This window comes from Streptomyces sp. NPDC004752 (genome assembly GCF_053601275.1).
Genome location: NZ_JBSGBN010000096.1, coordinates 16,510 through 36,354 on the forward strand (window position 1 = coordinate 16,510; position 19,845 = coordinate 36,354).

The 19,845-nt window shown below is 71.5% G+C and carries 15 protein-coding genes and 1 pseudogene; 3 read left to right on the forward strand and 13 right to left on the reverse strand.

The annotated features are described in order from the left end of the window. The first annotated feature begins 103 nt into the window (after positions 1 to 103). Positions 104 to 1,222: a hypothetical protein gene (locus tag ACWEKM_RS32085; RefSeq protein ID WP_451624771.1), complete on the forward strand. Its 1,119-nt coding sequence runs from the start codon at positions 104 to 106 to the stop codon at positions 1,220 to 1,222. 211 nt (positions 1,223 to 1,433) lie between these two features. Here ACWEKM_RS32085 and ACWEKM_RS32090 read toward each other — a convergent pair whose 3' ends face one another. The 8 genes and pseudogenes from ACWEKM_RS32090 to ACWEKM_RS32125 form a co-directional block, all read right to left on the reverse strand. Continuing rightward, positions 1,434 to 2,186 (reverse strand): SDR family oxidoreductase, encoded by a 753-nt coding sequence (locus ACWEKM_RS32090; protein WP_451624784.1) that lies wholly within the window; start codon positions 2,184 to 2,186, stop codon positions 1,434 to 1,436. Positions 2,187 to 2,328: 142 nt separating this feature from the next. Continuing rightward, positions 2,329 to 2,712 carry a VOC family protein gene (locus tag ACWEKM_RS32095; protein ID WP_451624772.1) on the reverse strand — a complete coding sequence of 128 codons (384 nt, stop codon included), beginning with the start codon at positions 2,710 to 2,712 and terminating at the stop codon, positions 2,329 to 2,331. Positions 2,713 to 2,805: 93 nt separating this feature from the next. Next, positions 2,806 to 2,994 (reverse strand): annotated as a pseudogene (locus tag ACWEKM_RS32100) (alcohol dehydrogenase); the annotation flags it as partial. Positions 2,995 to 3,209: 215 nt separating this feature from the next. Further along, entirely contained in the window at positions 3,210 to 6,461 is a 3,252-nt protein-coding gene (locus tag ACWEKM_RS32105; protein ID WP_451624785.1) for a S8 family peptidase, read from the reverse strand. 406 nt (positions 6,462 to 6,867) lie between these two features. Then, a complete protein-coding gene (locus ACWEKM_RS32110) occupies positions 6,868 to 7,551 on the reverse strand; it encodes an ABC transporter ATP-binding protein (protein ID WP_451624773.1) in 684 nt (227 codons plus the stop codon). A gap of 69 nt (positions 7,552 to 7,620) precedes the next feature. Continuing rightward, positions 7,621 to 9,090 carry an ABC transporter permease gene (locus tag ACWEKM_RS32115; protein ID WP_451624774.1) on the reverse strand — a complete coding sequence of 490 codons (1,470 nt, stop codon included), beginning with the start codon at positions 9,088 to 9,090 and terminating at the stop codon, positions 7,621 to 7,623. A gap of 199 nt (positions 9,091 to 9,289) precedes the next feature. After that, entirely contained in the window at positions 9,290 to 10,558 is a 1,269-nt protein-coding gene (locus ACWEKM_RS32120; protein WP_451624775.1) for a L,D-transpeptidase, read from the reverse strand. A 204-nt stretch (positions 10,559 to 10,762) separates the two neighbouring features. Further along, the gene (locus ACWEKM_RS32125; protein WP_451624776.1) at positions 10,763 to 11,110 is read right to left on the reverse strand and encodes a hypothetical protein; all 348 of its coding nucleotides are present in this window, start codon (positions 11,108 to 11,110) and stop codon (positions 10,763 to 10,765) included. Between the two features lie 110 nt (positions 11,111 to 11,220). Here ACWEKM_RS32125 and ACWEKM_RS32130 point away from each other — a divergent pair, with 110 nt between their 5' ends. Continuing rightward, on the forward strand, positions 11,221 to 11,550 hold the full coding sequence (locus tag ACWEKM_RS32130) for an LPXTG cell wall anchor domain-containing protein (protein ID WP_451624777.1): 330 nt from the start codon (positions 11,221 to 11,223) through the stop codon (positions 11,548 to 11,550). 148 nt (positions 11,551 to 11,698) lie between these two features. Here ACWEKM_RS32130 and hutH read toward each other — a convergent pair whose 3' ends face one another. From hutH to ACWEKM_RS32145, 3 genes are all read right to left on the reverse strand, one after another. Beyond that, positions 11,699 to 13,306 (reverse strand): histidine ammonia-lyase, encoded by a 1,608-nt coding sequence (gene hutH, locus ACWEKM_RS32135; protein WP_451624786.1) that lies wholly within the window; start codon positions 13,304 to 13,306, stop codon positions 11,699 to 11,701. 190 nt (positions 13,307 to 13,496) lie between these two features. Beyond that, positions 13,497 to 14,639, reverse strand: coding sequence for a diguanylate cyclase domain-containing protein (locus ACWEKM_RS32140; protein ID WP_451624778.1), 1,143 nt, complete (start codon positions 14,637 to 14,639; stop codon positions 13,497 to 13,499). Between the two features lie 323 nt (positions 14,640 to 14,962). After that, a complete protein-coding gene (locus tag ACWEKM_RS32145; protein ID WP_451624779.1) occupies positions 14,963 to 15,757 on the reverse strand; it encodes an enoyl-CoA hydratase/isomerase family protein in 795 nt (264 codons plus the stop codon). Between the two features lie 729 nt (positions 15,758 to 16,486). Here ACWEKM_RS32145 and ACWEKM_RS32150 point away from each other — a divergent pair. Continuing rightward, on the forward strand, positions 16,487 to 16,999 hold the full coding sequence (locus ACWEKM_RS32150) for a hypothetical protein (RefSeq protein WP_451624780.1): 513 nt from the start codon (positions 16,487 to 16,489) through the stop codon (positions 16,997 to 16,999). 16 nt (positions 17,000 to 17,015) lie between these two features. Here ACWEKM_RS32150 and ACWEKM_RS32155 read toward each other — a convergent pair whose 3' ends face one another. Further along, a complete protein-coding gene (locus ACWEKM_RS32155) occupies positions 17,016 to 18,176 on the reverse strand; it encodes an adenylate/guanylate cyclase domain-containing protein (protein ID WP_451624781.1) in 1,161 nt (386 codons plus the stop codon). A 570-nt stretch (positions 18,177 to 18,746) separates the two neighbouring features. Beyond that, positions 18,747 to 19,613: a biotin--[acetyl-CoA-carboxylase] ligase gene (locus tag ACWEKM_RS32160; protein WP_451624782.1), complete on the reverse strand. Its 867-nt coding sequence runs from the start codon at positions 19,611 to 19,613 to the stop codon at positions 18,747 to 18,749. Positions 19,614 to 19,845 lie beyond the last annotated feature (232 nt).

The following is a 19,845-nucleotide window of genomic DNA, read 5'->3' on the forward strand; positions in this document are numbered from 1 at the left end:
AAGGTGCGGGTCGTAGGTCGTCGGCGGGTGCATTGTGGGAGGTTTTCCACAGGTGGGGCGGGCGGGTTGGCCAATTGTCGGCCGTGTCTGGTTCGCTTGAGGCATGGCGATTCTCTGGGTCCTGATGGCGCTGCTCATGCTGAGCTTCGTGGTGATCCCGCTCCTGCGGCGCAGGCGCGGGATGATCGAGCGCGTCTCACCGGACCACCCGGACGCGGCGGACCCGGCGAACTACGGCTTCGTACGCGAGGAGGACCTGGACATCCGGATGCCCGGCCCCGACCAGGACCTGCTCGACGTCCTCGACCTGGTGCAGCGCACCCAGGACTACCGGGCGGCCGCCCAGCTGCTGGCCGGCACCGAGGCGGCGGGCGAGCGGCGCTGGCAGCGCGTCCAGGCATTCGCGGGCGCGGCGGCGCTGGAGCTGCAGCAGCGGCCCGGCGGGGTCAGTGAGACGCCGGGCGGCCAGTGGCTTCGGGTGTGGCGGGCCGAGCAGCCCAAGGACGCGGGCGGCGCCGCGGTGCACGCGGAGTTCCTGGTGCAGCAGGCGTGGCGCACATCCACGCCGGGTACGGACGACTTCCGGATCATCATGGAGGAGGCCAGGGACGCCTGCGGGCAGGCGGCCCTGATGGCACCGGGCGACCCGATCCCGTACATCATCGAACTGTCGGTGGCCCGCGGACTGGCGTATCCGCGGGAGGAGTTCGAGCAGCTGTGGCTGAAGATCCTGGACCGCGCCCCGGCCCACATGGGCGCACACCTCGCGGCCCTGCACTACTGGTGCGAGAAGTGGCACGGTTCGCGTGAGCTGGCGTACTCCTTCGCCGAGGCGGCCGCGGCCCGCGCCCCGCAGGGCTCCCTGTTGGCCGCCATGCCCCTGTTCGCGGTCTTCGAGCACCTCCCCGAGGTGAACCTGGTCAGCGGCCTCTATCAGAGCGAGGTCATCACAAAGGCGATGCATGGCGCGCTGTACGCGGTGCAGGCGGCCCGCCCCGACGATCCGATGCTGGCCCACGTCCGCCATCTGCTGCTCTTCTTCCTGGTCCGCGCCGAGCGCTGGTCGGAGGCCATGAACCAGCTGGTGCAGGTCGACGGTCATGTGGGCGCGCTGCCGTGGACGCTGTCCGCCGATCCGGCGGCGGAGTTCGCCGTCTACCGTGCCCTGGCGGTGGCCGGGTTCGAGGCGAACGGGGGCAGCCCGGCGGCGTTGCCGAACTGACCTCCTCCGGACCGGAGTTGCCGAACTGAACTTCCCCGGACCGGAGTTGCCGTCCCGACCCGCGGTGGCCGACCGGGCCGCGGCAGTGGCCGAGCCCCGGGCCGGCCCGGCCGCGGCGGTGGCCGAGCCCTCCGAGCCCCCCCGAGCCCACCGGACCGGCCCAGGGCGGCGGCCGGGCCGCTCGAACCGCCGCGTTCCGGTGGGGACTTGGCTAGCCCAGCCGCTCCGCCAGGAAGTCCTCCCAGGTGCGTTTGCCCGTGTCCGCGCCCTCCAGGGCGAGGTTGGCGCCGGCCCGGTAGGCGCGCCCCGCCTTACCGGGGATGCGGACCGGCAGCGTCAGGCGTCGGCGCCTGCCGCGCAGGTCGAGGTACGGGCGGGCCAGGTCGGGCAGGTCGTACGGGCGGGGGCCCGCCAGGTCCGGGACCAGGCCCGCCGGGGCGCCAAGGGTCAGGTCCACCAGACGGGCCGCCACCTCGCGGGAGTCGACCGGTTGCAGACGCAGGCCGCCGGGGACCGGCAGGACGGGCGGCTTCGTCAGCTTCTCGACCAGGGTGAAGGCCAGGTCGTGGAACTGGGCCGCGCGCAGCGTCGTCCACGGGATGCCGGACTCGGTGATCGCCCGCTCCGCGTCCGGCTTCGAGCGCAGCCAGGCCAGCGGGACCCGGTCGACGCCGATAACCGGGATGTACACGAGGTGGCGTACACCGGCTGCCGACGCGGCCCGCACCAGGGTGCGGGCCGCCGCGTCGTCGCCCTTGGGGCCGCCCGCCAGGTGCAGCACCGTCCGGGCGCCGGCCACCACCGCCTCGACTCCCTCGCCGGTCAGCAGATCGCCGGTGACATGGGTGATGCCGTCCGCGGACGGCCGGGGCCTGCGGCTGAGGATCCGTACCTCGTGGCCGGTCGCCCCAAGCAGCGGCACGACATGGCCGCCCAGGGTGCCCGTGCCGCCCGTGATCAGGATGGTGACGTTGCCGACGTCGTCATGGCTGCTCCCTCGTCGGGTCGGGTGGAGCCTTCTGCGGGCCCCTCCTGCCGCTATGACCCGCCCCGGCGAGGGAATGTGACAGCGCGTCCCGCTCTGCCGTCCCGACTTTGCTCCCGGCTCAGCCTCCGCTGCCGTACGGCCTGGTGAGGATCTCCAGGTTGTGGCCGTTGGGATCCTCGAAGTACGTGCCGCGGCCGCCGTCGTTGGTGTTGATCTCCCCGGGGCGGTGGTGCGCCGGGTCGGCCCAGAAGGTGAGTCCGGCGTCCTCGATGCGGGCGAAGATCGCGTCGAAGTCCTCTTCGGAGACGAGGAACGCATAGTGCTGCCGACTGATGGCGCCGGTCGTCTCCATGAAGTCCAGGGTCACGCCGTTGGGTATCTCGACGGGTGCGAACGGACCGAAGTCGGGGCTCACTCGGAGCCCCAGGATGTCGGCGAGGAACTTGGCCGATGCCTGCTTGTCCCGCGCGGCGACGATGGTGTGGTTCAAGTTCACGGTCATCGTAGAGACCTCCTCGTAACCAACATACTCCGACGCAAGTTAAGGACAGGCTTACCTTTTTCAGCCGACCGGGCCCGCTCGGACCGTGCCGGATCAGAGGGTGGCGGGGTCGATCACGAACCGGTACCGCACATCGCCGGCCAGGACGCGCTCGTACGCCTCGTTGATCTCGTCGGCGCGGATCAGTTCGATCTCGGCGCCCAGACCGTGCCCGGCGCCCAGACCGTGCCCGGCGCAGAAGCCGAGCACCTCCTGGGTTTCCGGGATGCCGCCGATGCTGGAGCTGGTGGGGCTGCCGGGCCTCGGACGGCACCGTCTGGTGCCCGGTGACGGCGACCGGTCGGTGGTCGCCCGTCACACGGAACCGGACTGCGCGTCAGCGGAGGCCCTACGTCTCCCACTCGGCCGGGGCCGGGACGCCGCCCCCGTGCCGTCGTCGTCGTGACAGCGCGCAGGGGCATGACGGACCGGGTCCGCCATGCCCCTGCCGGATGCGGCTACTTGCCGTAGTACGCGTTGTAGATCGAGATCGTCGACTTGTTGCCCTTCTTGTCGGCGATCTTGGCGTGGAAGGAGACGGCCTTCCCCTTGGCCGGGTTCTTCACGGTGATCTTGCCGTCCTTGACGTCGACCTTCTTCCAGGTCTGGCCGTAGTCGTACGACACGTACACCGCGAGGGACTTCAGGTTGCGGCCCGCGGCCGCGCCCTCGACGGTGACCGGGAAGGTGACCTTCTGGTCGGCCGTGACGCGGCTGTCGAGGCCGGTCTTGGCGTTGAAGCGGAGGGTGGAGGCCGGGAGCTTGGCCAGATTGCCGCCGGTCGGCTTCTTCGAGCGGAAGGTCCAGCTCGCGTCGATCCGGGTGGAGGCGGCGGCGACCTTGACGCTCCGCTTCACCGAGGTGGTCAGCTTGTACTCGGCGTCACCGGAGGGCACCTTGAAGAGCTTCTCGCCGAAGAGCGGGTCGTCGTTGGAGCCCACCTTGGTGCTGCCCCGGTACAGGGTGGTGTTCACCGAGGTGAACACCGAGGAACCGGCGTTCTTCGCGCCGTCCGCGAACAGCGGCAGCATGCCGTAGATCTGGTTGCCGTCGCGGAACAGGCCGAAGTCGGCGCCGAGGTGCGGCCCGAACACCGCGGTGTTGACGGTCTTCGAGTAGCTCTGGCCGGCCTTGAAGTTCTGCGGCGCGCCCAGCGTGTAGAACGCCTCGGGAACCGGGAAGCCCTCCTCGTCGGTGCCGCCGTCCTGCTCGTAGTCCAGCTCCCACTGCACGCCGCCCTGCGCGGACAGGTGCAGGGTGCGGGTGCCGGGCGCGGACTGCGCGAGGCTGATGGAGGAACCGCCGGAGCCGCCGGGCAGCCAGCCGACCGCGCCGATCACGCCCTGCTTGCCGCTCGCCGCCGCACCCATGGCGACCTTCACCGTGGCCAGTTCGGACGCCTTGTAGTGCTTGGTGTAACCGGTGGCGAGCTGCTTGACGGAGCTGCCGCGGGTGATGTCGTACTGCTCCTTGGCGCCCTTGCTCCAGTGCCCGTCCCACTGCTGGTACAGCGAGCCGTCGGTGATCTGCGGGCCGAGACCGGCGCTGTGGAAGTTCTCGTATGTGTCCAGGAACCATCCGTAGCCGTAGGCGTTGTCGCCGACCGTGATGTCGAACCCGGGCATGGCGAACTCGGACCGGGCGGCGGCGTCGGGCACGGTGATGTCCACCGGCTTGGCCGTGCGCGCGTCCAACGTGACCGTCTGGTTCTTGGTGACGCTCAGCTTCGGCTGCGCGATCCAGTCCATGCCCTTGGTGGCGTCCTCCGGGTCGACGTAGACCGCGGAGTCGAGGATGTACGTGCCCTTGGGCGCGCGCACCTTCACCGTGCCGGAGGCGTCGTACGGGGCGAGCCCCTGGCCGTTGGCCAGGCCCGAGACACCGTTCAGATTGACGGTGTAGTCCGGGGCCGGCTTGCCGTCCCGCCCGATGAACTTCAGGGTGAGGTCATACGATTCGATCTCGCGCTGCACCGCGGCGGCCGTGCGCACGCTCTGCCCGCCGCCGGTCGCCGTCACATACGCCGAGTAGGCGCCGTCGAGGCTGCCGCCCAGCCGGGTGTTCACGGTCAGGTCGACCGAGGCCGTGCCGTCCGCGGGGACGGTCACCTTGGTCGCGCCGAGCGTGAAGAAGCCCGCCGGGGCCGCCTGGCCCTTGGGGTTGGTGGCGGTGGCGGCCAGGTCGAGCGTGACGTCCTTGTCGCCGAGGTTGCGGTACGTCAGCTGCTTGGTGACCGGCTGGTCGTCGGTGTGCGGCCACTGCTGGGTGCCGAAGCTCAGCGACACCGGTTCGGCGATCACGGACTGCTTGACGGCCTTGTCGACCTGGATGCGGCCCGAACCCTGCTGGAACGGCGTGTATGTGCCGCCCTTGGTGGAGCCGGTCAGGGCGCCCTTCAGCTCGGTGTAGCCCCAGTCGGGGTGCTGCTGCTTGAGGAGCGCGGCGGCGCCCGCGACATGCGGGGTGGCCATCGACGTACCGGAGATGGTCAGGTAGCCGGGCGGTTTCTGGCCGACCTCCTGGTCGATGACGCTGCCCGGGGCCGCGGCGGCGGTGATGTCGACGCCGGGCGCGGTGACATCGGGCTTGATGGCGCCGTCGCCGTTGCGCGGCCCGGTGGAGGAGAAGTCGGCCAGGGCGTCCTTGTCGTCGACGGCGCCGACGGTGAGCGCGGCGTCCGCGCTGCCCGGTGAACCGACCGACTGGGGGCCCTCGTTGCCCGCGGCGATCGCGAACAGGACACCCTGCTGCGCGGAGAGCTTGTTGACCTCGGCCTCAAGCGGGTCGATCTCGGGGGTGTCGTAGCCGCCGAGGCTCAGGTTGATGACGTCGGCGCCCTGCTGGGCCGCCCACTCCATGCCGGCCAGGATGCCGGAATCGTCGCCGAAGCCGGTGTCGTCCAGCACCTTGCCGTTGAGGATCTTGGCGTCGGGGGCGACACCCTTGTACGTGCCGCCCGACTTGGCGCCGGTGCCGGCCGCGATGGAGGCGACGTGCGTGCCGTGGCCGTAGTGGTCGGTGGCGTCGGCGGCCGAGGTGAAGTTCTTGGACTCGACAACCTGGTTCTTCAGGTCCGGGTGGGTCGCGTCGACGCCGGTGTCCAGGACGGCGATCTTGACGCCCTTGCCGGTGTAGCCGGCCGCCCACGCGGTCGGGGCGCCGATCTGCGGCACGGACTTGTCGAGGCTGGCCTTGCGGACGCCGTCGAGCCAGACGTGCGCGATACCGGCGGCGGACCGGTCGCCGCTGGTGAGGGCGGACCACAGGGCCGGGGTGTCCTTGACCGGGGTCTGCACCGCGTCCGCGTTGAGGGACTTCAGGCTGTGCCGCAGGGTGCCCGCGTCCCGGACGTCGGACTTGGCCGCGGTGGCCGCACCGCGGTAGCCGACGATGACCTTCAGGCCGTTGCGCTGCGCCTTGCGGGTGGCGGCCTTGTTGAGTTCGGTGACGTCGAACAGCCGCTTGTCCAGCGTGCCGGAGGCGACCAGACGGGCCGCGTCGGCGGGTATGACCAGGGTGTGCCCCGCGGCCTTGCGGATCTCGAAGGGTATGTGCTCGCGTCCCTTGGCACGGTCCAGGCCGACGACCCGGCCCTTGTCGTCGACGGCGATCCGGTCGCCGGTGATCAGGGTGACGCGGTGCTTGCCCGTGAGCGAGGAGGCGGCGGCCGCGCTCCGCTGCTCGGGCTTCGCCGATGCCGGGCTGGTCATTCCCGCGGCGAGGGCGACGGCAGCGGCGGTGGCCACGGTGGCCGCCGCCGCTCTTTTGACTTGTCTGCGCAAGACTCCCCCAGGGAGATGGAGTACCGGGCGAATTCCCCGTTCACCCGACCGGGGGACATCCCGTACGCATGCACGCCAACCCCCCGGAACATGCAGTATGCCGGGGGGTGATCAGCGGACTCAAGAGATGAGAGAAGGGTAAGAAGCGCACCCGGAAAGTGTTACGACGCGGCCGGAACACCGTTACGAAACCGCGCGGTTGAACGCCCGCGCCCGGTGTTATATGGCCCGGCCGACTCGGTGCCATACGGCCCCGTTGGCCCGGTGCCATACGGCCCCGTTGGCTCGATGCTGTACGGCCCCGTTGGCTCGGCGCTGTGCGGTCCCGGCTGGGTCAGCCGCCGGTGTTCTCCTTCACCGTGATCTTTCCCTTGCGGAGGGTCGCGAGACGCGGGGCCTTTCGCGCGATCGAGGAGTCGTGGGTGACCATGATGAACGTCAACTCGTACTCCTTCCACATGCGTTCGAGTACGTCCATGATCTCGTCGCGCATGCCCTCGTCGAGGTTGCCGGTGGGCTCGTCGGCGAGCAGCACCTTCGGCCGCTTGACGAGCGCCCGGGCGATGGCGACGCGCTGCTGCTGGCCGCCGGACATCTCGGACGGCAGATGTCCGAGCCGCTCGCCGAGTCCGACCGACTTCAGTGCCTCCGCGGCCCGTTCGCGCCGGTCCTTGGTCTTCACGCCGAGCGGGACGAGCGCGGTCTCGACGTTCTCCTGCGCGGTCAGCGTCGGGATCAGGTTGAAGGACTGGAAGACGAAGCCGATGTTCTCGCCGCGCACCCGGGTCAGCCGCGCCTCGGGCAGCGTGGCCAGGTCGACGCCGTCGAGGACTACCGCTCCTGAGCTGGGCCGGTCCAGGCCGCCGAGCATCTGCAGCAGCGTCGACTTGCCGCCGCCGGTGGGGCCCTGGATGACCAGCCGGTCACCGTCCCCGATGGTCAGGTCGACACCGTCGAGGGCGTGCACGGCGTCCTTGCCGCGCGAGTAGTGCTTGGTGACGCCGGTGAGTTCGTACATGGGTGGAACAACTCCTGGATCGCGTCTGAGGGTTGGGTCGGTGGGCCGGGCCGTCGGCCGGCGATGCGTCTACTCGACCCGGCGCAACGCGTCCGCGGGACGCAGCCGCGACGCCCGCCACCCGCCGAACGCGCCCGCGATCAGTCCGCCGGCCACGGCCAGGGCGACCGCCAGGGCGATGGTGGTGACGCTGACCGGCGCGGTGAGCGCGACCTCCAGGGACTTCGCGGTCTGCCGGCCGGGACCGCCCGTGAAGGCGCCGCCGCCCCCGCCGCCGGGGCCGCCGACCGTCCGGCCGCCGGCACTGCCGAGCTGCGCTTGCAGGGTCGGGCTGATCGCGGTGACGACATAGGCGCCCGCGAGGCCGGCCGCGATGCCGAGGGCGCCGCCGACCAGTCCGTTGACGACGGCCTCGCCGACCACCTGCCGGGTCACCCGGCCCGACTTCCAGCCCAGCGCCTTGAGCGTGCCGAACTCGCGCACCCGCCGCGAGACGGCGGAGGAGGTGAGCAGGCCGGCCACCAGGAACGCGGCCACCAGCACCGCGATCGACAGCCACTTGCCGACGCTGGTGGCGAGGCCGGAGGCGGTGGACAGCGAACCGGAGACGGTCTTGGCGAGGTCCGCGGAGGTGGTGACGGTCGTACCCGAGACGTTCTTCTGGATGGCGCTCTTGACGGCGTCGATCTGCTGTGAGTCGGCCGCCTTGACGTAGATGGTGGTGACCTTGTCCTTCTGGTCCGCCAGCGTCTGCGCCTGCTTGAGCGGCAGGTACAGGTTGGCCGCCGAGTCACCGCTGTCGGCGGTGGCGATGCCGATCAGCTCGTACTTGATGCCCTTGACGGTGACGGTGCCGCCGACCTTGTACTTCTTCTCCTTGGCGTACGCGGAGTCGGCCACGACGACCTTGGCGTCGGTCTCGGTGGTCCTGAAGGTGCGGCCGCTGGTGATCTTCGAGGAGGTCAGCGGGCCGAGCCCGGTCTGGGTGACGTCGGTGCCGTAGACCGTGTACTGGTTGATGTCGAAGTCGGCGCCGCCGCCGCGGACCTCGCCCTGCGGCTGGCCGCTGCCGCCTTCCGTCCCGCCGCCGGGCATGCCGCCGCCCTGCTGGTCCTGCTGGAACTGGCCGCGGGTGAACTGGCCGCTGACCTTGAACACAGTGAGGCTGAGCCCGCCGACGGCGTTCGACACGCCCTTCTGGTCGCCCACCTCGGCAACGGTCGAGGAGGCCAGCGTGCTGAAGCCCTGCACCATGACCCGGTCGCTGCTCTGCGTCGAGTCGTCGTCGTTGGTGCGGGCGTCGAACTGGAAGCGCGGGCGCTGCGAGCCGCTGGTGTTCGGATCCGACGCCTTGGTGACGGTCATGTCCGTCCCGAGGCCGTAGAGCGACTGGAGGACCTTGTCCTGTGCCTTCCCCATGCCGTTGGACACGGAGTTGACGACGATGACGAGCGCGATGCCCAGCGCAAGACCGGAGGCGACGACCAGGGCCGCCTTTCTACGGCGGCGCAGTTCGCGCCGCAGGTAGGTGAAGAACATGGCCGCAAACTAGGGACGGACCGTGATGACTGCATAAGGCCGAAATAAGAGAAACATGAGAAGGCGTGCCAGGGTTCCGCGACGCCTTTGACCGGCCCCCGGAAACGACCGATGCCGCCCCCGGGGGCCGGGGGCGGCATCGGTCACGCGGTGGGGCGGCATCGGCTGCGGCTCGGACGGCCGAACCCGCCTTCCGGGCTCAGACGGCCGAACCGGCCTTCCACTGGGCCCAGTCCAGGTTCCAGCCGTTGAGGCCGTTGTCCGGGGCGACGGTCTTGTCACCGGTGTTCTTGACGACCACGACGTCACCGATGATCGAGTCGTTGTAGAACCACGAGCCCGCCGTGTTCGGGTCGTTGGCGCCCTTGGTGTCGGACAGACCGACGCAGCCGTGGCTGGTGTTCACGGCGCCGAAGATGGACTTCGCGCCCCAGTAGTTGCCGTGCACGAAGGTGCCGGAGTTGGTGAGACGGATGGCGTGCGGCACGTCCTTGATGTCGTACTCGCCCTTGCCGTCGTCGTCGGTGAAGCCCACGGTCGCGCCGTTCATGCGCGTCTCCTTGAACTTCTCGGACATCACCATGATGCCTTCGTAGGTCTTGTTGTCGGGCGAACCGGCGGAGATCGGGATGGTCTTGACGGTCTTGCCGTTGTGCGTGACCTTCATCTGCTTGGTCTGCGCGTCGACGTAGGAGACCTGGTTGCGGCCGATGTGGAAGGAGACCGTCTTCTGCTGCACGCCGTAGACGCCGCTCGCGCCCTCGACACCGTCGAGGTCCAGCTTCAGGGTGACGGTGGAGTTCTCGGTCCAGTACTCCTGCGGGCGGCAGTCCATGCGGTTGGCGTTGAACCAGTGGCAGACGACCTCCTGGCCGCCGCTGGAGGTGACGGTGATGCCCTTCTGGACGGCGGCCTTGTTGGTGATCGCCTTGTCGAAGGTGATCGACACGGGCATGCCGACGCCGACGGTGGAACCGTCCTCCGGGGTGAAGCTGCCTATGAAGCTGTTGGCCGGGGAGACCGTGGTGAAGGACGCGTTCTCGTGGGCGACGCGGCCCTGAGAGTCCTTGGCCTCGGCGGCGACCTTGTAGGTGGTGGAGCGCTCCAGCTGGGCGTCGGGCTTCCAGCTCGTCCGGTCGGCGGAGAGCTTGCCCTGGACGTCCTTGCCGTCGGCCGTCGTCATCGTCACGTTCGTGAGGCTGCCCTTGGCCACCGTGACAGCGGCGGAATTGTTGATGGAGGCGTTGTTCGAGCCGTCCTTGGGGGTGATCGTGATCTGGGCCACGGACGACTTCTCGGCCGCCGCCTCGTCGACCTTGGCCTGCGAGGTGTCCTTGCCGCCCTTGCCGCCCTCGGCCTTGGCATCGCCGCCGGAACACCCGGTCAGCACCAGCACACCACCGAGCAGAGCGGACGCGGTCAGCAGACCCCTGCGCCGCTTACTGTCCGTAATCACACGTTTCTCCATCGTTGCCGATTCCGCGATTACCCCGAGAACCCCGTTAAGAGCTTTCAACGCTACGACCGTTTCGTCCCGTTCCACACCCTTCAGATGTGTGGGGCACACCACGTTCGCCGGAGCAGGTGGTGCGAGCATCGGTCCGTGCGCCCTGTGAGACGACGAAACCCCGGACGGCGGTTGCCGTCCGGGGTCATGAATTCCCCGGAACGCTCAGCCCTTGCCGTCCTCTTCTTCGTCGTCGCCGTCGCCATCATCCTCGTCAAGGTCCCAGTCCGGCGAATCCGGGTCGTACTCGATCCGCTCGCTCGACCAGGACGCCTGCTGGAGTTCGACCCCCGGCACCTCGCTGACCAGGGCGAACGGGTCGACGAGATAGGCAAGGGCCTCCGCGGTGTCTTCCGTCACAGCGTCCTCGGCGTGCGCGCGTTCCGCGTCCGGCATCTCCGGATCGTCGGCGACCCGGCGCACCGCGGCCTTGGTCACGGCGTCCGCGTCCTCCACTTCGAGGACCAGCTCCACCCGAAGGCGTACAAAACGTGATGTCTCTGGAGTGCTCATGGCGGGAGCGTACGACCGAATCCTCTCGTGACTTTCCCGTGACCCGCGACTTTCACTAACATCGCCTCGCAGGGCCAATTCGCCAGCGCCACAAGGGGGATCGATATTCCGTGTCATCCGCTCGCCGTCCGCTGCTGACCGCCGCCGCCGCGGCCGCCCTGCTGGGCGCCCTGTGGTTCGTCCCGTCCGCGAACGCGACGCCCGAGGCCCCGGCGAGAACGGAGTCCCTGGCGACCCAGATCACCCAGCAGGCCCGAGCCGTGACCGCGGCGGACACGCAGACCGCGGACGGCTCGACAGACGTCTCGACGGACGGCGTCGAGTTGGCCGACACCGGCAGCTTCGACACCACGCCGTACGTCGTCGGCGGCACCGCGCTCCTCGCCCTGGGCGCCGGTTTCGTGGGCTACTCGGTACGCCGTGAACGGCTCGGTTTCTAGGCCCGCCTGACGGGTTTTTGACCAGACCTTGCAGCGACACAGGGTGCCCGCCGGAAGCCCGCCGTCGGCTACCGCCGGGAGCCCGGCCGGCCGCCGGGAGCCCGGCCGCGATGACGAAGGTGCCCGCCGGTCAGGGCTCCGTCGTCGGCTACCGCAGCGGCCCGGTGACCGCCTCCACCGCGGCGATGAGCCCCCCGCCGCGCACGAACGCGTCCGCCGCCGCCAGATCGGGCGCCAGGAACCGGTCCGGACCGGGACCCCGCACCCCCGCCGCCCGTACCGCCTCGATGACCGCCTGCGACGCGGGCGCCGGTGCCATCCCCTCGCGCAGTTCGATGGCCCGGGTCGCGGCATACAGCTCGACGGCGATGACCCGGCCGAGGTTGTCCACGGCGGTGCGCAGCTTGCGCGCGGCCGACCAGCCCATGGACACATGGTCCTCCTGCATGGCGGAGGACGGGATGGAGTCCGTCGAGGCCGGTACGGCGAGCCGCTTCATCTCGCTGACCAGGGCCGCCTGGGTGTACTGGGCGATCATGAGCCCGGAGTCGACACCGGCGTCGTCCGCGAGGAACGGCGGCAGGCCGTGGCTGCGGTTCTTGTCGAGCAGCCGGTCGGTGCGGCGCTCGGCGATGGACGCGAGGTCGGCGGCGGCGATGGCGAGGAAGTCGAGGACATAACCGACCGGCGCGCCATGGAAGTTGCCGTTGGACTCGACCCTGCCTCCCCCGGCGCCGAAGGGCCCCGAGGTGCCCCCGGGGAGCACGACGGGATTGTCGACGGCCGAGGCGAGTTCCCGCTCGGCGACCAGACGCGCGTGCGCGACGGTGTCCCGCCCGGCGCCCGCGACCTGCGGGGCGCAGCGCACCGAGTAGGCGTCCTGGACGCGGGGCGCCTCGTAGGGGATGGCGGTCCCCCCGGCATGGGCGGCGCCGGCCATCCGCGGCACCCCGGTGAGCTGGGAGCCCTTGAGCACGGCGAGCATATTGGCGGCGCTCGCGGCCTGGCCGGGGTGCGGCCGGATGGCGTGCAGTTCGGGTGCGAGCACCTTGTCCGTGCCGAGCAGCGCCTCCAACGACAGGGCCGCGGTGACATCGGCGGACTTGTAGAGGGTGTCGAGGTCGGCGAGGGCCATGATCAGCATGCCGAGCATGCCGTCGGTGCCGTTGAGAAGGGCGAGCCCCTCCTTCTCGCGCAGTTCGACGGGCCGCACGCCGTGCTCGGCGAGCAGCTCGCCCGCGGGCCGGACGGTCCCGTCGGGCCCCTCGGCGTCACCCTCGCCCATGAGGGTCAGCGCGCAGTGGGACAGCGGGGCCAGGTCGCCGGAGCAGCCGAGCGAACCGTACTCGTGGACGACCGGGGTGATCCGCGCGTTCAGCACGTCGGCCATGGTCTGCGCGACCTCGGGCCGCACGCCCGTGTGTCCCGAGCAGAGGGTCCGCAGCCGCAGGAACATCAGGGCCCGTACGACCTCCCGCTCCACCCGCGGACCCATGCCGGCGGCGTGCGAGCGGACGATGTTGCGCTGTAGTCGGGCGCGGAGTTCCGGGCCGATGTGCCGGGTCGCCAGGGCACCGAAACCGGTGCTGACGCCGTACACCGGATCCGGCTCGGCCGCCAGGGCGTCCACGATCTCGCGGGCCGCCGCGAGCGCCGCCACCGCCTCCGGCGCCAGCACGACCCGGGCGTCGCCGCGCGCCACGGCGAGGACGTCGGACGCGGTGACGCCGGACGTTCCCACCACCACAGTATGCATATCCATATTCAGGAGCGTACGCATTGAATGTCATGGTGTCACTAGTGGAGACCGGGTTCACCCCTTACCCATGGGGCACCGCGAGGGAACGCTCCGATTACCCATCGGGCACCGCGAGGGAACGCTCCGCGGACCGCCGTCGACCCCACCGCCTCACGGCCGACGACCGTCTCACGGCCGGGCCAGCACCTCACGGTCGGCGGCCGCGGAAGCGGCGCCGTTCGGCCCGCGCGGGCGACGGCTCGTCGGCGAGGCGCACGACCGGGTCGTCCGGACCCTCCCGCCCGGCGACGACCGGCCGGTCCGCGCGCACCGCCTTGGCCCGGTACTGGGCCGCGTCCGCGAGCCGGAACAGCCGGCGCGCGGAACGCACCGGACCGATCGCGTCCGCGGTGGACGCAACCCCGCACGCGACCCCCTCGCCCAGCTCCAACTCCGCGGCCCGACGGCACAGTTCGTCCGCGGCCTTCACCACGTCGTCGGCCGGCGGCCCGACCGCGAGCAGACAGAACTCGTCGCCGCCCAGACGGGCCGCGAGGGCACCCGGCAGCATCGCCCCGCACAGCGACAGCACGGAGCCGAAGCGTTCCAGGAGACGGTCGCCGACGGCGTGCCCGCGGGTGTCGTTGACCCGCTTGAGCCCGTTGAGGTCGCAGACGACGAGGCTCACCACCACGCCCTCCGCGCGGTGCCGCTCGATCGCCTCGTCGAGCCGCATGTCGACGGCCCGGCGGTTGGCGAGCCCGGTGAGCGCGTCGGTGTACGCCAGCCGCCGGGCCTCCTCCAGCTGCTCGGTCTGCGCGATCCCGGCGGCGACGACCGCGGCCAGCACGGTGGCGAAGTCGGCGTCGGCCCGGCCGAAGACCGGCGCCCCGGTGGCGCGGGCCACATACAGTTCGCCCCAGGCCCGGCCGTGCAGCACGACCGGCGCGACCACGCAGCAGCCGCGACCGCGGCGGCGCAGCGCGGTGACCCGCCGGTGGAAGTAGCCGGGACGACCGGCCGCGGTCCCCTCCGCGGTCTCCACCCAGGCGTGCGGACCGCCGCCGAGCGCCCACCGCTCGTGCAGGAACTCGGTGATCTCGGGGAACTGGTGCACGGGATAGGTCTCGTTCTCCGGGAACTCCTCCTCGTCCGGAGCCCGCTCCCCCACGTTCACCAGGACCCGCAGCCGGCCCCGCTCTCGCTCCCACACCGACAGCGCGGCGAAGCTCCCGTCCAGCGCCCGGCAGGCACCGCTCGCCGCCGCCCGCCAGGACTCCGCCGGAGTGTGGGCCGCCGCCATCCCCTGGGCCAGCGCCACGACGGCCGCCAGCCGCTTGTCCTCACCCATCACTCCAGGTTAGGGACGTTTGGTATGAACGGGGACATTGGTGCGCCGAACAGGTGCCCCCGGGGAGCGACAGATGTCTCCAACGAAAGGCGCGGCAGGTCCGTCGAAGGGCACGGCACGTCCACCGAAGAACGCGCGTCCGTCGAAGCGCGCGGCAGGTCCGCGAAGAGCGGGGCACGTCCGTCGAAGGGTGCAGCACGTATCGAAGAGCGCGGCACGTCCGTCGAAGGGTGCAGCACGTATCGAAGAGCGCGGCACGTCCGTCGAAGGGTGCAGCACGGCCATCGAATGGCGCGGCACCTCCGTCGAGGGCCTCGCGCCGGTCACTCCCCCGGCCACTGGGGCGTCCGCTTCTCGTTGAACGCCGCGACCCCCTCCGCCCGGTCCCCGGAGAACGCCACCGAGCGCCAGGCCGCGTCCTCGACCTCCAGTCCGGCCCGCAGGTCAAGGCCGTGCCCGAGCCGCAGCGCCCGCTTGGCCGCGCGCAGACCGACCGGCGAGTTGCCCGCGATCCGGTCCGCCAGCGCGAGGGCCTCCTCGCGGTCCCGGCCCTCGTCCACCAGTTGGTCCACCAACCCCAGTTCCCGCGCCTCGGCCGCCGCCACCCGCCGCGCCGAGAAGACCAGCTCGGCGGCCCGCGCGGCGCCGACCCGGCGGGGCAGCAGCTGGGTACCGCCGCCGCCCGGAATGACCCCCACGGACACCTCCGGCAGCCCGACCACGGCCGTACTGTCGGCCACGATCAGATCGCAGGACAGCGCCAGCTCGAAGCCGCCGCCCAGCGCGAAGCCGTGCACGGCGGCGATCGTCGGCATGGGCAGCTCCAGTACGCCGGTGTAGGCGCTCCGCGCGACGGGCCGCTGCCGCACCAGGTCCGCGTCGCTGAAGGAGTTCCGCTCCTTGAGGTCGGCCCCGACGCAGAACGCGCGCTCGTGCGACGAGGTCAGCACCACCACCCGTACGTCCCGGTCGGCGGCGAGCGCGGCACAGGCGGCCGCGATGCAGCGGGCCATCTCCGTGGACACGGCGTTCATGGCCTTGGGCCGGTCCAGCACCAGCTCCACGACGTGGTCGTGCCGCCGCACCAGCACGGACTCCCCGAACCGCTGCTCGCTCATGACACCCTCCTGTTAACGCGGGTTAACCCCCCGACGGCCCGATCATCGCAGCCGGGCCCCACCGGGGAAAGGGGCGCCCCGGAAGCCCTCGTTCGAGTGACAATCCCCCGACTCCCCATCGACAGCCCGAGCGAGCGCATAGCGTGCGCTCCGCCACGGCGCATCGGGGGGCGCGAGCGGGGAGGGATCGCGATGACGCAGACGCACAGGTGCAAGCGCACGCCCACGGATACATCCGATGCGTCGGCGATATCAGACACGCCAGATGCATCTCGTACCGCACACACAACCGACGCATCGGACTCACCGGGGCCGACGAAATCGACGACCACATCGGAGTCTGCGGGGCCACCAACGGACACATCGGAGTCTGCGGGACCGGCGGATACACCGGGCTCGGCGGACGCACCGGAATCGGCAGACTCAGCGGGTTCGGGAGCGATGGGCCCTGCGGGCTCATCGGCGTCAGCGGGGTTGGCGGACGCACCGGAATCGACAGGCTCATCCGGGACGGCGGGCACGACGGACACGACTGACTCGGCGGGGTCGGCAGGCGCCTTGAGGACTGCGGAGTCGGCGGACACCTTGGGGTCGGTGGGTGCCTTGGGGTCGGTGGGTGCCTTGGGGTCGGTGGGTGCCTTGGGGTCGGTGGGGACCGGGGGCGATGTGGGGGTGGGGCCTCGTGAGCGGCGGGGGCGGCATCGTCGGCGGCGGCCGGGCAGGGTTCTGGTGGCTGTCGGCGGGCTCGTGCTGGCCGTCGGCGTGCTGAGCCTCGTCAGGATCGCGCCCGAGTCATCGGTCGGCGGCCCCGGCACCGCGGAGGCGGAACCCCGGACGGGTCCGGCCGCCACCGCCGACCGGTCGACGCACACGGCCGCCACGGTTGGCACGGTTGGCACCATCCCGACGGGCCCGCCGTCGGCGGCCTCCGCACAGGGCGGGGTCGACGGCTCTCCCGTCCCGGATGCCCCGGCCCGCTCCGCCACGGCGACTCCGGGACGTACGCCGACCACCGGCACACCCCCGCGGGCGGACGCCCCCGGCGCCACCCGGCCGCCGACGGCCACCGCGAGCGCCACGCCACGGCCCACGCCCACCCCGGCACCCGGCCGAACCTCGGCCGCACCCGCGCCCGTGCCCGCACCCGCCCCGTCTCCGACCCCGACGCCGGACCGACCGGGAGGGGTGTGCCTGCCGATCCTCGGCCTGTGTCTCGACCTGTCGCCGGCCGGAGGCTCGTGACGGCCTCCCGTTCCCGTCAGGATCCGCCGTCGCGCCGGGTGAGCAGCCAGGGCTCGACCACACCGAGTCCGCGGACCGGGCGCTGCCACATCGGCTGGAGCGCGAAGCGGTACGTCGGCGGCTCCTCGCCCTCCTTCTCGGCGGCCGCCGCGGCCTCGGCCGCCTCCGCCTCGGAGGCGGGCGCCTCACCGGTGCGGATCAGCTCCTCGGCGAACGCGCTGTCCACGAGCACGGCGTCGCGCGGTGCTATCGAGGTCAGCCGGGCGGCCAGGTTCACCGTCGTACCGAAGACATCACCCATCCGGGTGGTCACCGTGCCGAACGCCATGCCGACGCGCAGCTCGGGCATGGTCTCGTCGTGCGCCATCGTCTCGATGAGCCGCAGCGCGATCTCGGCGGCGGTGCCCGCGTCGTCGGCGGCGTACAGCACCTCGTCGCCGAGGGTCTTGATGAGCCGGCCGCCGCGGGCGGCGACCAGGTCGGCGGCGGTCGTCTCGAACGCCTCGACCAGCTCGCCGAGTTCCTCCTCCTCCATCCGGCGGGTCAGCCGGGTGAACCCGACGAGGTCGGCGAAGGCGACCGCGAGCCGCCGGTCCACCATCTCCTCGTCGTCACCGGCCTGCACGACCCGGCCGGTGGCCGCGGCCAGCTGGCGGCGCCAGACGTAGACCAGGAACTCCTCCAATTCGGGCAGGAGCAGCTCGATCAGCGGATAGGTGACCTCCGTGCGGGTCATGCCCGGTTCCGGCGGCTCGGTCAGCCCCTCCAGGAAGGAGTCGATCTGCCATTCGGCCAGTCGGGCGGTGGTCTGCCCGGTGGACCGGGCCACCTGCACGGCCATGGCCTCGCTCAGCAGGCCCGCCTCGACCAGGCCTGCGAGGCGGCGCAGCGCGAGCACGTCGGCCTCGGTGAGGGCCTTGGCCTGGCCGATGTCGGCGAAGCCCATGGCCCGCCAGAAGCGCGAGGCCAGCTCCATGGAGACGCCGGCGCTGCGGGCCGCCTGAAAAGGGGTGTAGCGCCGCTCGGCGCCCAGGATGAGCGTTTCCAGCCGCAGGGCGAGCGGGTCCTCGCCGGTGTCGGCGCCTTGGGGGTCCTCGCGGTCGAACGGAGCCGAGGCTGGGGGAAGGTCCACCCGGCCGTCCGCGTCCGCGCCGGAGCCCGTGTCGTCGACGGTCACGCCTGCTGCCCTTCCGATCTGCCGCGGTCACGTATCGACCGGCCTCAACTCTACGGCAGGTGTGCGCCAGCTCACTCCGTTCGGTTTGGCGGGGGGCTTGCTGGTCGGTGCCGGGCGGCTTGCAGCCGGCTTGCCTCTCCGGCCCCCGCATCCAGTCTGGGGCCGGGGGGCGCCGTACGCAGCCGCGGGGCCGTTGTGGCTGGTCGCGCAGTTCCCCGCGGGGCACGCCTCCGCGAGCGGCAGCGGACAAGGCCACCCACGGCCCGGGGCCACACACCGCCGTACACAACCGCAGGACCGTCGTAGCTGGTCGCGCAGTTCCCCCCGCCCCTATGAGGCACGTTTTCGCGAACGCCAGCCAGCAGAGCCAAGCCCCGCAACAGTCCGAGGCCACACAACAGCCCGGAGCCACACACCGCCGTACACAGCCACAGGGCCGTCGTGGCTGGTCGCACAGTTCCCCCCGCCCCTATGAGGCACGACCCCGTGAGTCCCCGCGGCCCCGCGGGGCATGCCGCCGCGAGTCCCCGCGGCACTGTTGGCTGGGCGAGTCATGAGGCGCGGGTGCGCTCACGCGGGGCGTAGGTGCACGATGTCGCCCGCGCCCACCGGCTCCTGGATGCCCTCCGCCGTTGCGATCACCAGGCGTCCGTCGCCGTCCAGCGCCACGGCCTCGCCCACGACGGCCCGGTCGCCCGGCAGCTCCGCCCGCACGGTACGGCCCAAGGTGGCGCAGCCCGCCGCATACGTCTCCTGCAGACCGCTGGCCAAGGGATCGCCGCCGGCCGAGCGCCAGCGGCCGTACCAGTCCTCCAGCGAACGCAGCATCGCCCGCAGCAGCGGGTCACGGTCCGTGGTCACGGCCCCGGCCAGCGACAGCGACCCGGCCTGCGGCGTCGGGAGTTCCGCGGCCCGCAGGGTGACGTTGACGCCGACGCCGACGACCACGCCGTCCTCCCCGGCCCGCTCCGCGAGAATGCCGCCGGCCTTGCGTTCCTCGCCGCGCACGGTGACCAGCAGGTCGTTGGGCCACTTGAGCGCCGTGTCGACGCCCGCGGCCCGGGACAGCCCGGTGGCCACCGCGACGCCCGTGAGCAGCGGCAGCCAGCCCCAGCGGGCCACCGGCACCTCGGCCGGGCGCAGCAGCACCGAGAAGAAGAGCCCGGAGCGGGCGGGCGCCGTCCACCGGCGGTCCAGCCGGCCCCGGCCCTGCGTCTGCTCCTCGGCGACGAGCACCGCGCCCTCCGCCAGGTCGCCCGCCGCGGCCCGGGCCACCAGGTCGTCGTTGGTGGAGCCGGTGCGCTGCACGACCTCCACCTCGGTCCACAGGCCGCCCTCACGCACCAGCCCGCGGCGCAGCGCCGTGCCGTTGAGGGGCGGGCGGTCCAGGTCGGACCAGCGGTTGTCGTTCGCGTCTGCTGGATCTCGCGGCGTCATGCAAGCCACCCTAGGTGTGGTAAACACCGCACTGCCGACCGATGGGGCCGCCGCTACGCTGCGAATCAGTAACCATCCCCCCTTTTGAGCAGGCAGGGAGCCGCATCCCGATGTCCGAGCCGGAAGAGCGTCACGAGATCGACATCCATACGACCGCGGGGAAGCTGGCGGATCTCCGGCGTCGTATCCAGGAGGCGACGCATGCCGGCTCCGCTCGTGCCGTGGAGAAGCA

Bases quoted from the DNA above. Each gene is read 5' to 3' on its own strand.
- ACWEKM_RS32085 (WP_451624771.1), top strand. From the start codon at position 104: ATGGCGATTCTCTGGGTCCTGATGGCGCTGCTCATGCTGAGCTTCGTG.
- ACWEKM_RS32095 (WP_451624772.1), bottom strand. From the start codon at position 2,712: ATGACCGTGAACTTGAACCACACCATCGTCGCCGCGCGGGACAAGCAG.
- ACWEKM_RS32105 (WP_451624785.1), bottom strand. From the start codon at position 6,461: ATGACCAGCCCGGCATCGGCGAAGCCCGAGCAGCGGAGCGCGGCCGCC.
- ACWEKM_RS32110 (WP_451624773.1), bottom strand. From the start codon at position 7,551: ATGTACGAACTCACCGGCGTCACCAAGCACTACTCGCGCGGCAAGGAC.
- ACWEKM_RS32115 (WP_451624774.1), bottom strand. From the start codon at position 9,090: ATGTTCTTCACCTACCTGCGGCGCGAACTGCGCCGCCGTAGAAAGGCG.
- ACWEKM_RS32120 (WP_451624775.1), bottom strand. From the start codon at position 10,558: ATGGAGAAACGTGTGATTACGGACAGTAAGCGGCGCAGGGGTCTGCTG.
- ACWEKM_RS32125 (WP_451624776.1), bottom strand. From the start codon at position 11,110: ATGAGCACTCCAGAGACATCACGTTTTGTACGCCTTCGGGTGGAGCTG.
- hutH (WP_451624786.1), bottom strand. From the start codon at position 13,306: ATGCATACTGTGGTGGTGGGAACGTCCGGCGTCACCGCGTCCGACGTC.
- ACWEKM_RS32140 (WP_451624778.1), bottom strand. From the start codon at position 14,639: ATGGGTGAGGACAAGCGGCTGGCGGCCGTCGTGGCGCTGGCCCAGGGG.
- ACWEKM_RS32145 (WP_451624779.1), bottom strand. From the start codon at position 15,757: ATGAGCGAGCAGCGGTTCGGGGAGTCCGTGCTGGTGCGGCGGCACGAC.
- ACWEKM_RS32160 (WP_451624782.1), bottom strand. From the start codon at position 19,613: ATGACGCCGCGAGATCCAGCAGACGCGAACGACAACCGCTGGTCCGAC.